The sequence below is a fragment of the Aeromonas eucrenophila genome (assembly GCF_000819865.1).
Lineage (GTDB): Bacteria > Pseudomonadota > Gammaproteobacteria > Enterobacterales > Aeromonadaceae > Aeromonas > Aeromonas eucrenophila.
Window position 1 is genome coordinate 715,276 of record NZ_CDDF01000001.1, and the last position, 12,570, is coordinate 727,845.

Here is a 12,570-nt window from a genome sequence, read left to right on the forward strand (position 1 = left end):
AAAGACTCCATCGCCACCCAATTCCCTCCCGCCTTTACTCTCCAACTACCTCTTTATTGGACAGCATTTTATCGTTTATTTTTCAGCCAGATTGACAGGAAACGCTGGGTAAAATGGAACCCCAGCTAAAACAAGCACTTGCTCACCGTTCGGCGCTGCATTTCAATCAATGAACAATTAATAATTTCACTCAATATGGCCCTTTGATTATTTATACCAGCATCGATTCCCACAGACTCTGTGTCATCATGAGCTGAATCGCAGATGAACAGACTGTGTCCCATGATGAGCCTATTTCTATCCAGCTAACGCCCTTTCCCATTGCAATCCTTGAATACCCTCCCGAATAACGATCCCGGTTTTCCGATCGCTCGGGACCCCTGTGTTGGCGACTGCGCCACCGGCAATCTGACAAGATAACTCATGAACTGTACTAACAAACCCGCCCTGTCCGGCGTCACCCTGGCGGCGATCGGCGTGGTCTATGGCGATATCGGCACCAGTCCGCTCTATACCCTGCGCGAGTGCCTGTCCGGTCAATTCGGCTTCGGGGTCGAACCCGCCTCCATCCTGGGCTTCCTCTCTCTTATCTTCTGGCTGCTGCTGCTGGTAGTTTCGGTCAAGTACCTCTCCTTCGTGATGCGGGCCGACAACGCAGGTGAGGGGGGCATTTTGACCCTGATGTCGCTGGCGACCCGCAACAGCCCCGAGAAGTGGGCCCCCGTGCTCATCATCCTCGGGCTCATCGGCGGCAGCTTCTTCTACGGCGAGGTGGTGATCACCCCCGCCATGTCGGTGATGTCGGCCATCGAGGGGCTGAAAATTGTGGCCCCCTCCCTCGACGCCTACATAGTGCCGCTCTCGGTGCTGGTGCTGACCCTGCTGTTTGCCATTCAGCGCCATGGCACTGCCACCGTGGGCAAGCTGTTTGCCCCCATCATGCTGGTCTGGTTCCTGACCCTGGCGGCGCTTGGCCTTAGCAGCATCGTCCAGAGCCCCGAGGTGCTGGGGGCGCTCAACCCGCTCTGGGCCCTGCGTTTCTTCATGGAATACCGGCTCACCTCCTTCTTCGCCCTCGGCGCCGTGGTGCTGGCCATCACAGGGGTGGAGGCGCTCTACGCGGACATGGGCCACTTCGGCAAGAGCCCGATCCGGCGCGCCTGGTTTATGGTGGTGCTGCCGTCGCTGGTGCTCAACTACTTCGGCCAGGGGGCCCTGCTGCTGCGCGACCCCGAGGCCATCGCCAACCCCTTCTTCCTGCTCGCCCCCAAGTGGGCGCTGCTGCCGCTCTTGCTGCTCGCGACCCTGGCGACCGTCATCGCCTCCCAGGCGGTGATCTCCGGGGTCTTCTCCCTGACTCGTCAGGCGGTGCGCCTGGGCTATCTCAACCCCATTCGCATCGTCCACACCTCGGAGCAGGAGTCCGGCCAGATCTATATTCCGGTCATCAACTGGATGCTCTATGTGTCCGTGGTGATCGTCATCATGAGCTTCGAGCACTCCAGCAATCTGGCGGCGGCCTACGGCATCGCCGTGACCGGCACCATGGTGCTGACCAGCATCCTCTTCTGCTCGGTGGCCAAGAACAGCTGGCACTGGCACAAGTACCTGGTGGCTGCCCTGTTCACTCTGCTGCTCGCCATCGACGTGCCGCTCTTTGCCGCGAACCTGGCCAAGATCGTCTCCGGCGGCTGGCTGCCGCTGACCCTGGGCGCCGTCATGTTCACCCTGATGACCAGCTGGAAGAGCGAGCGTTTCCAGCTTATCCGCCGCCTCAACGAGCACGGCAACTCGCTGGATCCCATGATCGCATCCTTGGAAAAATCCCCCCCGACCCGGGTGGCGGGCACCGCCGTCTATATGTCGCGGGTGGTCAACGTGATCCCCCATGCGCTCTTGCACAACCTCAAGCACAACAAGGTACTGCACGAGCGGGTGATCCTGCTGACCATGCGGGTGGAAGATGTGCCCTACGTCCACAACGTGCGCCGGGTCTGCGTCGAGCAGCTCTCCCCCACCTTCTGGCGGGTGGTGGCGAGCCATGGCTGGCGCGAGACCCCGAACGTGGAGGAGATCTTCCATCGCTGCAATGCGGAGGGACTGAGCTGCCGGATGATGGAGACCTCGTTCTTCATGGCCCACGAGTCCCTCATCATGAAGGAGCGCCCCTGGTATCTCTATCTGCGCGGCCAGCTGTTTATGCTGCTGCAGCGCAACGCCCTGCGGGCGCCAGATCAGTTCGAGATCCCGCCCAATCGGGTGATCGAGCTCGGCTCGCAAGTGGATATCTGATGGCAGGTTCGATTAGCGAAGCCTAATCGGACGTACGAGAGAGGCGAACGTACGATGGCACCTGCCGGCAAATCGAATCAGCTTGCCAACAGGCGCACCAGACAAAGAAGAGGGAGGCATCAGCCTCCCTCTTTTTTTGCCGTTAACCATGGACGAAGACCACTCCCCCTCATCCCCAGCCCTTCTCCCGCGAGGGGAGAAGGGAGTAGAACTGTGATGCTCGCAGATCCGCCATCGCAGGGTGGTGAACCGCAGAGCACAAGCCGTAGGGTGCAATAAGCGCAGCGCATTGCACCCTGTTGAGCGCCCGGATCTTGGGTGAGTGGTGCAATTCACTTCGTTCATTGCACCCTACCCTTATCCCTTCCATGCTCAGGTGTTCCTCTGCCGACGAACGGTTGTCCTTTTGTGTGACGAACTCTCTCCCGCCCTTCGTCACTAGTGACGAGCGTCACGGTTCGACACCCGATGGCCCTCTCGCCAGCCTCCCCCTTGAAATTTAAATCTCTTTAAAAACAGCACCTAAGAGTCAATATTGGCACTTAACCCAATCTGGCCCGCATCTTGCCAACCTGCCCCTACTTTCTCCGTTCGCGACACGACAAGGTAGGCTATGAACCGCTTCGTTATCGCCGACCCCAGGCTTTGTATCGGCTGTGGCACCTGTATGGCCGCCTGCTCAACCGTTCACAAGGCCCAGGGTTTGCAGCAAGCCCCCCGATTAACCGTCATGCGACACGAGCAGGCGACCATGCCGGTTCAGTGCCGTCACTGTGACGACGCCCCCTGCATCAAGGTCTGCCCGGTCGAGGCCATCCGCCAGACCGACGACAGCGTGCAACTGAACGAATCCCTCTGCATCGGCTGCAACCTCTGCGCCGTGGCCTGCCCGTTTGGCGCCATCCAGAGCGGCGGCAGCCGCCCGGTGGCCATCGCCAACAGCTACGACACCTATATCCCCTGCTCCATCCGCTCCAGCAACCCCTCCACCTCGGCAGGCCTGAGCTGCTTTGGGGAAGACCTGCTGAGCTGGGAGCCCGGCGTGCGCAGCATCGCGGTCAAATGCGATCTCTGCGCCTTTCGCGAGGATGGCCCGGCCTGCATCGAGGCTTGCCCCTCCCAGGCGCTGACCCTGGTCAACGACAGTGTCTGCGCCAGTGCAGCCCGTGAGCGGCGCCAACAGGCCGCCAGCGCCCATCCGGGAGGGGCTCCCGCCTTCTCGGCCTCTCATGCCTCACAGCCTTTATCGTCCACACAGGGAGATTTCTGATGCTGCCCCCTCTTCTACTGGGCAGCCTGCTGCTCTTTCTGTTAGGTGCGCTGCTGGGCGCCGCGGCGGGCGGCTTGCTCAAGCAAGCCTCCCTCGCCAATCGCCTCAACAGTGGCCTGGCCCTGCTGGGCTCCCTGGCCGGTGTGGCGGTTGCCGTGGAGGCCCTCGCCTCGGGTACCCCCATCGATGGCCAGCTCTGGCTGCTGGGCTCGGTGCACCTCGACATGCTCGCCGCCCTGATGCTCTTGGTGATCACCCTCGTTGGATCAGCCGTGTCCCTCTACTCCTTTGCCTATATCAAGGAGTACCAGGGCAAGGGGGACGTTTCCATCGGCGTGCTGATGAACCTCTTCCTGTTCGCCATGGTGGGCATGGTGCTGGCCGACAACGCGCTGGGCTTTTTGCTCTGTTACGAGCTGGTGACGCTGACCAGCTACTGGCTGGTCAAGTGCAACCCGGAGGCCGCCAAACAGAGCAGGCTGTATCTGGTGATGAACCATATCGGCATGGCGCTGGTGCTCGTCGCCTTCTGGCTGCTCTGCCGTGAGAGCGGCAGTCTGGAGTTCAGCGCCCTGCGTGAACAGCACTTGGCCGGGGCGCTCGCCTCCCTGGTGTTCCTGCTGAGCTTCTGCGGCTTTGGCCTGCGCGCCGGTTTCGTGCCCCTGCACGGCTGGCTGCCGGTGGCCGAACCCGTCGCCCCCTCCCATATCTCGGCGCTGATGTCCGGGGTCATGGTCAAACTGGGCCTCTTTGGCATCTTGCGGGTCGCCATCGATTTTCTCGGTGCCAGCCAGCTCTGGTGGGGCTACATGGTGCTGATCTTCGGCGCCTGCTCGGCGGTGCTCGGGGTGCTGTTTGCGCTGGCCGAGCACGATCTCAAGCGGCTGCTCGCCTACCACACGGTGGAGAACATCGGCATCATCCTGATGGGCATGGGGATCGGCATGATTGGCCTCGCCAACCAGCAACCGACCCTGGTGGCGCTGGGGCTGCTCGGCGCGCTCTATCACCTGCTCAACCACGCCATCTTCAAGAGCCTGCTGTTTATGGGCACAGGCTCGGTCATGTTCCGCCTGCACACCCGCGACATGGACAAGATGGGGGGCCTCGCCAAGCTGATGCCCTGGACGGCGCTGGCGTTTCTCATCGGCGCCATGGCCATCTCGGCCCTGCCACCGCTCAACGGCTTCGTGAGCGAATGGTTCATCTATCAGGCCCTGCTCAGCATGACCAAGCTCGGCACCTCCATAGTCGCGCCGCTGGCCGTGGTGATGCTGGCGGTGACCGGTGCCATGGCGGTGATGTGCTTCGTCAAGGTCTACGGCATCTGCTTCTGCGGCGCCCCGCGCAGCGAGAAGGCGAGCCAGGCCCGCGAGGTACCGGGCACCATGGTGGCGGGCACAATGCTGCTGGCCGCCGTCTGTCTGGTGCTGGGCCTCGGCGCCCCCTGGATTGCCCCCCTGGTCAACGGCTACGGTCAGGCACTGGTTGCCGCTCAAGTGGCGAGCCAAATGAGCGTGGCAACCGGCGCCACCCTGCTGCCGCTCGACAGCAGTCAGGCCGTGCTCTCTCCCCCCGTGATTGCCATCACCCTTATTGGTCTCTTCTTCATTCCGCTGCTCCTGCTGGCCCTGTTCAAGGGGCCCAAGCTCGGTCGTCGTCACGCTGGCACGCCCTGGGCATGCGGTTACGCCTACGAGGAGCGCATGAGCCTCACCTCCGGCGCGGTTACCCATACCCTGCGCCAGCTCTGCGCGCCCCTCTATCGCAAGCAATCGCGCCTCGATCTGGCCAGTTCGCTGCACGGGGTGAGTGAGTCGCCCTCCACCGCTGGCTGGCTGCTTCATGGCCTGGTGCTGGCGCTCTTTATCCTGATGGCAGTAGGAGTTCAATGATGCCCGCTCTCGAAATGCCAAGCTGGGGCATGGTGGCCCTCGCCCTCACCCAGGCCCTCGCCATGCTGGCGCTGGCCCCGCTCGCCACCGGTTTTAACCGGGTGTTGCGGGCCAAGATGCACTCGCGCCAGGGGCCGGGACTGCTGCAGGATTACCGGGATATCGGCAAACTGCTGCGCCGTCAGGAAGTCACCCCGGAGCCTGCCGGCATAATCTTCAACCTGACCCCGGCCCTGCTCATCGCCACCCTGCTGTTGGTGGCCATGGCACTGCCGACCCTGACGCACGAGTCCCCCTTCCCCATCGCCGGGGATCTCATCACCGACATCTATCTGTTCGCCATCTTCCGCTTCTTCTTCGCCCTCACCGGGCTCGACAGCGGCAGCATGTTTGCAGGGATCGGTGCCCGCCGCGAGCTGACCCTCGGCATCCTGGTCGAGCCGATCCTGGTGCTGGCCTGTTTCATCATGGCGATGATGGTGGGCAGCTCGGATCTCGGCAACATCAGCACCTATGTGGCCACCCAGCCGCTGGCCGCCCCCGTCGCCACCCTGCTGGCGGGGGCCGCCTGCGCCTTCGCGGTCTTCGTGGAGATGGGCAAGCTGCCCTTCGACTGCGCGGAAGCCGAGCAGGAGCTGCAGGAGGGGCCGCTCACCGAGTATTCCGGTGCGGGTCTCGCCCTGTTCAAGCTCGGCATCGGCCTCAAGCAACTGGTGGTGGTGCAGCTCTTTTTGGTCATCTTCCTACCCTTTGGCAAGGCGGCGGACTGGAGCCTGCCAGCGCTAGCCATGGCGGCCCTGATCCTCGCCTGCAAACTGCTGCTGGCCTTTGGGCTCGCGGGCCTCATCGAAAACGCCATGGCCCGTACCCAGTTCGTGCGCACCCACAGGCTGACCCGCTATGGCCTGGGGCTCGCCCTCCTGGCCCTGCTCGCCTATCTGGTCGGGGTATAAGCCATGTCCGCCTTGGCCCCCGCTGTTTCCGATTTCATTTTTCCCGATTTTAACGAGATAACTGCATGACCATCGCCATCTCAGATCGCATCGGCTGCGACTACATCCAGCAACTGCGACAGCAACTGCCCCACGCCATCACGGACGAGCAGTGGCAGACCGCCGATCAGGCCACCCTGACCGTCAAACCCACCGACTTGATTGCCCTCACCAGCATATTGTTCCACAAGCTCGGCGGCTGGCTGTCGGTCTCCTTTGCCAACGACGAGCGCAGCCTCAACGGCCACTTCGCCGTCTACCACGTCTTCTCCATGGAGGCCGAGACCAAGAGCTGGATCACCGTCAAGGTGCTGGTCAACGCCATAGAGCAGGAGTATCCCTCCATCACCCCGACCATACCGGCGGCGGTCTGGGGGGAGCGGGAGATCCGCGACATGTACGGCCTGCGGGCGGTCGGCCTGCCGGACGAGCGGCGGCTGGTGCTGCCGGACGACTGGCCCGAGGATATCCATCCCCTTCGCAAAGACGCCATGGATTACCGCCAGCGCCCCGTCCCCACCACGGACACCGAGACCTACCCCTTCGTCAACGAGCTCGGCAATGAGGCCAATCGCATCGTGCCGGTGGGGCCGCTGCACATCACCTCGGACGAGCCGGGTCACTTCCGGCTGTTTGTGGACGGCGAAGACATCATCGATGCCGACTACCGGCTGTTTTATGTCCACCGTGGCATGGAGAAGCTGGCAGAGACTCGCATGGGTTACAACGAGGTGGCCTTTCTGACGGATCGGGTGTGCGGCATCTGCGGCTTCACCCACAGCGTCGCCTACACCACCTCGGTCGAGAACGCCATGGGCATTCAGGTGCCGGAGCGGGCCAAGATGATTCGTGCCGTGCTGCTGGAGGTCGAACGCCTGCACAGCCACATCCTCAACATCGGGCTGTCGAGCCACTTCACCGGCTTCGATACCGGCTTCATGCAGTTCTTCCGGGTGCGGGAAAAATCCATGACCCTGGCCGAGCTACTGACCGGCGCCCGCAAGACCTATGGCCTCAACCTCATCGGCGGGGTGCGTCGGGACATCTTCAAGGAGGATCGCATCAAGGGTGCCCAACTGGTGCGGGAACTGCGCGATGAGCTCAAACCCCTGGTGGCCATGCTGCTCGATACCGCCAACATCTCCTCCCGCCTGGTGGGGATAGGTCGGCTGGATCCGCAAATCGCCCGGGATTTCAGCTGTGTCGGCCCCATGGTGCGGGCCAGCGGCTTCAAGCGCGACGTGCGCCGGGTCCACGACTTCGCCGCCTATCGGGAGCTCCCCATGGAGATCCAGAGCCTCGCCGGTTGCGACGTGCAATCCCGGGTGCTGGTGCGCATCCACGAGCTCTACGACTCCCTCGACATGATTGAGTTCGGTCTGGGCCACCTGCCGGAAGGCCCTCTGCTCACCGAAGACTTCACTTATCAGCCGGGCAAGTTTGCCCTGGGCTTCACCGAGGCGCCCCGCGGCGAGAACGTGCACTGGAGCATGACGGGAGACAACCAGAAGCTGTTTCGCTGGCGCTGCCGCGCCGCCACCTACGCCAACTGGCCCGCCCTGCGCTACATGCTGCGGGGTAATACGGTGGCGGATGCGCCCCTCATCATCGGCAGCCTGGATCCCTGCTACTCCTGCACCGACAGGGTCACCCTGGTCGATCCGAAGAAGGGCAAGTCCACCGTGGTCTCCTACAAGGAGATCGAGCGCTACGGCATCGACCGCAAGCACTCTCCGCTCAAATAAGGGGTCATCATGATCAAGCTGTTCAAGACCATACTCAGGGCCGGCACACCGACCGCCAGGTACCCCTTCGCCCCCTTCGAGGTGAACCGGGACTTTCGCGGCAAGCCGGAATACCAGGCAGATCAGTGCATCGCCTGCGCCGCCTGTACCAAGGCCTGCCCGGCCAACGCCCTCATCATGGAAGTGGACATGGAGAGCGGCGAGCGGCGCTGGGAGCTCTCCATGGCGCGCTGCATCTTCTGCGGCCGCTGCGAGGAGGTGTGCCCGACCCACGCCATCGCCCTCTCCCCGAACTTCGAGCTGGCGGTGACCAACAAGGCGGATCTCTATGAGGAGGCCCGCTTCCCGCTCGCCCCTTGCGAGCTGTGCGGCACCTTCTTCGCCCCCGCCAGACTGGTGGCCCTGGTGGAAGACACCCTAGCGCAAGCGGCAAAGCCCCTCGCCCATCCGGAGCGGTTGCACCACTGCCCCGACTGCAAACGCAAACAGAGCATGTTGAACCAGCCCATCCGGGCGACAGCCCAACAGGAGTGGATCTGATGAGCCAAATCAAAGGCATAGAACCCATAGTCGGCGATGCCCATAGCCGCGCCGTGCCGCTGGTGCAGGATCCCGAGATAACGCGCCTGAAAAAGACGCTGCTCAGAGACATTCGCCGCTCGGCCTATGTCTATCGGGTGGATTGCGGCGGCTGCAACGCCTGCGAGATCGAGATCTTCGCCACCATCACCCCGCTGTTCGATGCCGAGCGTTTCGGCATCAAGGTGGTCGCCTCCCCCCGCCACGCCGATATCCTGCTGTTCACCGGCGCCGTGACCAGAGCCATGCGGGTGCCGGCCCTGCGCGCCTACGAGGCGGCCCCGGATCCCAAGATCTGCATCGCCTATGGCGCCTGCGGCTGTGACGGCGGCATCTTCCACGATCTCTATTGCGTCTGGGGAGGCACCGACAAGATAGTGCCGGTGGATGTCTACATTCCCGGCTGCCCCCCTACCCCGGCGGCCACCATCTACGGCTTCGCGGTGGCCCTCGGCCTACTCGAGCAGAAACTCAAAGCCACCAGCCACGAGGTGCAGGCGGGTGAGCGAGTCGAGCTGCGCCACACCGGCATCCCGAATGAAATCCGGGTGATGATAGAGCGCGAGGCGCGCCGCATGGCGGGTTACCGTCAGGGTCGCATCATCGCCGATGAGTTTATGGCGCTGCTCGAAGGGGCGACCCAGCAGGACGTGGACCTGCGCATCCAGAGCTATCTGCAGCAGCACGACGATCCGCGTCTCGGCGAAATCGTCAACAACCTGGCCAACGCCTGCCTCAACCGGGGCGCGGGCAAGAGAGAGATCGCCCATGGCTGACCAGGTCTTCTTCTATCGCCTCTCCCGCAAGTTCGTGGACGAGCAGTTCGACGTGCCGGAGGAGGCGAAAGAGGTGATGTACTACAGCCTCGCCATCGGCCACCACCTCGGCATCGTCGATTGCCTCAGTGCCGATCTGGTCTGCCCCCTGGCGGGCTATCGGGATTGGGTCGCCAAACTCCCGGCGGGCAGCGAGGCGCGCCGCAAGATGGAGGGGTTTCTCACCTTTGGCGAGATCACCGTCTATCGGGAGCACTGCCACCTGCTGGCCTGCGCCTTCGACCGGCTGCGCAAAGCCGAGGGTGTGCTCGATGAGCAGGAGCTGGGCTGGACCGAGACCTTCATGGACCAGCTCACCGCCCTTTATAACGATCCCCATATGTACCTGATGATAAGGAGCCGCTGATGAGCCGCAATCTCGTGTTGACCGTGGGCAATGCCATGATGGGGGACGACGGTGCCGGCCCCTATCTGGCGGACAAGTTGCAGGCGAGCCCCCTGCCCGGCTGGCTGCACATCGACGGCGGCATAGCGCCTGAGAATGTGGTGCACAAGGTGCGGGAGCTGCAACCGGATCGCATCGTGCTGGTGGACGCCGCCGAGATAGGCGAGAAGGCGGGCACCCTCAAGGTGATCCCGCCCGAGACCATCGCCGACATGTTCATCTTCTCGACCCACAACATGCCGCTGAACTTCCTCATCGATGAGCTGAAGACCTTCGTGCCCGAGGTGATCTTCATCGGGGTGCAGCCCGCCATAGTGGCCTTTTCCTTCCCCATGACCGAGATGGTGAGCGGCGCCATGGATTATCTTCACCAGCATCTGGAGGCGGCCCAGGATACCAGGTTGTTAATACATCGACTCGCCCAGTGGAATATGCGCAGTGACGCGATATAAATATCCCACAGGCCATTAAAAATAATTCTCACTTCATTTCATCGAGGCCCGTTATGACAATAAAAACTTCGGGTTAACTGCGCCGTTTTTGATATAAAACAACGCTTGTGGAGATTCATGTCGAAATGGCTAAACAACGCTTTTTTATGACAAAAAAAGCGTTGTCAGTCACAAAAAATTGCCACAAAATGGCGTCCGCCGTGGAAGTTGATAGGGTCTGGTGGCCCTCTCGGTCTTCAAAACCGATGTGAGCCGAGAAGGCTTGGGCAGGTTCGATTCCTGCCTCTTCCGCCACTTTTCTATATTGGATAGAACGCTTCATACCGCTTGCCAATATAATCAGACCGATGGTTTTCTGGCCCTGAAATTAATTCAATCGCATCGGCGAGTCATTAATTCCCGATGCTGTTTCCTCGCGCCGAAATATCCAGCCATTGCCGTCACCTTATCGGCCAGCCGGTGTGCATCAGCCAGCACAGTCCGGGTAACATCATGCCGAACCAGTCTCACGCATCCGCCACCGACGAGCAGCACCATCAGCCGAGCGCCCAGCCCAATCATCGCCTGCCCCAGGTGGAGCAGTTGCTGCAGCAAGCCTTTCTCGCGCCCCATATCGCCGACTTGAGCCGCCCCCTGGTGACCCAGGCGGTGCGAGAGACTCTGAGCGAGCTGCGCCAGAGCGAAGCCTTTCGCCAGCATGGGGTAGATCCTGCCCGACTTGAGGCGCTGATCGGCAAACGTTGCCAGCGCCTGGTGCGCCAGCGCCAGACCCGGCTGATCAACGCCACCGGCACCCTGGTGCATACCAATTTGGGGCGCTCTCCTCTCAATGCCGAACTCTGGGACGAGGTACGCGAGCTCAACACCGGTTACAACAACCTCGAACTGGATCTCGCCACCGGCAAGCGCGGCGGGCGCAAGGGGCTGATCGCCCCCCTGCTCGCCAGCCTGACCCAGGCCGAAGACTCCCTGGTGGTGAACAACAACGCCGCCTCCCTCTTCCTGCTGCTGCAGGAAATTGCCAAGGGGCGCGAGGTGATCGTCTCCCGGGGCGAGCAGATCCAGATTGGCGGCGGCTTTCGCATCCCGGACATTCTGGCGCTCTCCGGCGCCACCCTGGTGGAGGTGGGCACCACCAACATCACCACGGCCAAGGATTACCTCGATGCCATCACGGATCAGACCGCCCTGGTGCTGATGGTGCACAGATCGAATTTCGCCATTCGCGGCTTCACCGAATCCCCGGACATCGGCGAGGTCGCCCGCGCCCTGCCGGATCACATAGTACTGGCGGTGGATCAGGGCTCAGGCCTCACCACAGAAGGGTTCGCACCGGACGAAACCTCGGTGCGCCAGTACCTCAAGGCGGGAGCGGATCTGGTCTGCTACTCCGGCGACAAGCTGCTGGGGGGGCCCCAGTGCGGCATCATCGGCGGCCGCGCCGATCTCATCAAGCGGCTGGAAAAACACCCCATGATGCGCACCTTCCGCCCGAGCCGCATCGTCTACTCCCTGCTCGAACGCCTGCTCATTCACAAGCTCAACAAGTCCCCCACAGGGGAAGGGATCGCCCAGCGCACCCTCTCCGACCCCGCCGCCATGCAAGAGAAGGCCGAACGATTGATGGCCGCCCTGCCCGGTTGCTTCGCCCAGGTGCCAGCCCAGCTGGTGGTCGGCGGCGGCACCCTGCCGGACGAGTTCTATCCCGCCCCGGCATTGGTCTGCCTTGACCCTCGCCCCGCCCAGCAACTGCTCGACGCACTGCGAGAATTGCCGGTGCCGGTGATAGCGACCGTGCGACAGCAGCAGGTGCTGCTCAACATGGCTTCCTTGCTGGAAGAGGATATGTCCGTGCTGGTTTCGCAGCTAAACATGCTGTCAAAACCGGCAGAATGCAGTGAAAACACCACAGAAATTCCCCGAACGAGCCATCCCCTGAGCATCCCGAGGGAGGCGCCCTGATCCCATGAGCCCTTATCGCGCCGTCATCGGCCTAGCCGGCCACGTGGATCATGGCAAGACCCTGCTGATCCAGGCCCTCACCGGCATCATCACCGCCCGCGCCCATGAGCAAGCCATCGGCATGACCCAGGATCTCGGCTTCGCCCACTTCGACGATGGCCA

General features: G+C 62.4%; 10 protein-coding genes and 1 tRNA gene. All 11 read left to right on the forward strand.

From position 1 onward, the window contains the following. Positions 1-423 precede the first annotated feature (423 nt). The 11 genes from kup to selA all read left to right on the forward strand — a co-directional run bounded on the left by kup (position 424) and on the right by selA (position 12,408). Complete coding sequence (gene kup / locus BN1124_RS02900) at positions 424-2,292, forward strand: low affinity potassium transporter Kup (protein ID WP_042638885.1); 1,869 nt, start codon at positions 424-426, stop codon at positions 2,290-2,292. 613 nt (positions 2,293-2,905) lie between these two features. Next, complete coding sequence (locus BN1124_RS02905; RefSeq protein WP_042638887.1) at positions 2,906-3,562, forward strand: 4Fe-4S dicluster domain-containing protein; 657 nt, start codon at positions 2,906-2,908, stop codon at positions 3,560-3,562. Next, positions 3,562-5,457 carry a hydrogenase 4 subunit B gene (gene hyfB / locus BN1124_RS02910; RefSeq protein WP_042638889.1) on the forward strand — a complete coding sequence of 632 codons (1,896 nt, stop codon included), beginning with the start codon at positions 3,562-3,564 and terminating at the stop codon, positions 5,455-5,457. Before BN1124_RS02905 ends, hyfB begins: the two co-directional genes overlap by 1 nt. After that, entirely contained in the window at positions 5,457-6,410 is a 954-nt protein-coding gene (locus BN1124_RS02915) for a respiratory chain complex I subunit 1 family protein (RefSeq protein WP_042638891.1), read from the forward strand. The genes hyfB and BN1124_RS02915 overlap by 1 nt, the downstream gene beginning before the upstream one ends. Positions 6,411-6,475: 65 nt before the next feature. Then, positions 6,476-8,194: a hydrogenase large subunit gene (locus BN1124_RS02920; RefSeq protein ID WP_042638893.1), complete on the forward strand. Its 1,719-nt coding sequence runs from the start codon at positions 6,476-6,478 to the stop codon at positions 8,192-8,194. A gap of 9 nt (positions 8,195-8,203) precedes the next feature. Next, positions 8,204-8,734, forward strand: coding sequence for a formate hydrogenlyase complex iron-sulfur subunit (locus tag BN1124_RS02925; RefSeq protein ID WP_042638895.1), 531 nt, complete (start codon positions 8,204-8,206; stop codon positions 8,732-8,734). Continuing rightward, positions 8,734-9,549 (forward strand): NADH-quinone oxidoreductase subunit B family protein, encoded by an 816-nt coding sequence (locus tag BN1124_RS02930; protein ID WP_042638897.1) that lies wholly within the window; start codon positions 8,734-8,736, stop codon positions 9,547-9,549. Before BN1124_RS02925 ends, BN1124_RS02930 begins: the two co-directional genes overlap by 1 nt. Continuing rightward, complete coding sequence (locus BN1124_RS02935) at positions 9,542-9,955, forward strand: formate hydrogenlyase maturation HycH family protein (protein WP_042638899.1); 414 nt, start codon at positions 9,542-9,544, stop codon at positions 9,953-9,955. The genes BN1124_RS02930 and BN1124_RS02935 overlap by 8 nt, the downstream gene beginning before the upstream one ends. Beyond that, positions 9,955-10,446 (forward strand): hydrogenase maturation peptidase HycI, encoded by a 492-nt coding sequence (gene hycI, locus BN1124_RS02940; protein WP_042638901.1) that lies wholly within the window; start codon positions 9,955-9,957, stop codon positions 10,444-10,446. Before BN1124_RS02935 ends, hycI begins: the two co-directional genes overlap by 1 nt. Positions 10,447-10,648: 202 nt before the next feature. Continuing rightward, positions 10,649-10,740: transfer RNA gene (locus BN1124_RS21115), tRNA-Sec, on the forward strand. A 198-nt stretch (positions 10,741-10,938) separates the two neighbouring features. Continuing rightward, positions 10,939-12,408: an L-seryl-tRNA(Sec) selenium transferase gene (gene selA / locus BN1124_RS02945; protein WP_042639003.1), complete on the forward strand. Its 1,470-nt coding sequence runs from the start codon at positions 10,939-10,941 to the stop codon at positions 12,406-12,408. The last annotated feature ends 162 nt before the right edge of the window (positions 12,409-12,570 follow it).

Excerpts from the sequence above, each read along its gene's own strand:
- kup (WP_042638885.1), top strand. The coding sequence starts at position 424 with ATGAACTGTACTAACAAACCCGCCCTGTCCGGCGTCACCCTGGCGGCG.
- BN1124_RS02905 (WP_042638887.1), top strand. The coding sequence starts at position 2,906 with ATGAACCGCTTCGTTATCGCCGACCCCAGGCTTTGTATCGGCTGTGGC.
- hyfB (WP_042638889.1), top strand. The coding sequence starts at position 3,562 with ATGCTGCCCCCTCTTCTACTGGGCAGCCTGCTGCTCTTTCTGTTAGGT.
- BN1124_RS02915 (WP_042638891.1), top strand. The coding sequence starts at position 5,457 with ATGCCCGCTCTCGAAATGCCAAGCTGGGGCATGGTGGCCCTCGCCCTC.
- BN1124_RS02920 (WP_042638893.1), top strand. The coding sequence starts at position 6,476 with ATGACCATCGCCATCTCAGATCGCATCGGCTGCGACTACATCCAGCAA.
- BN1124_RS02925 (WP_042638895.1), top strand. The coding sequence starts at position 8,204 with ATGATCAAGCTGTTCAAGACCATACTCAGGGCCGGCACACCGACCGCC.
- BN1124_RS02930 (WP_042638897.1), top strand. The coding sequence starts at position 8,734 with ATGAGCCAAATCAAAGGCATAGAACCCATAGTCGGCGATGCCCATAGC.
- BN1124_RS02935 (WP_042638899.1), top strand. The coding sequence starts at position 9,542 with ATGGCTGACCAGGTCTTCTTCTATCGCCTCTCCCGCAAGTTCGTGGAC.
- hycI (WP_042638901.1), top strand. The coding sequence starts at position 9,955 with ATGAGCCGCAATCTCGTGTTGACCGTGGGCAATGCCATGATGGGGGAC.
- selA (WP_042639003.1), top strand. The coding sequence starts at position 10,939 with ATGCCGAACCAGTCTCACGCATCCGCCACCGACGAGCAGCACCATCAG.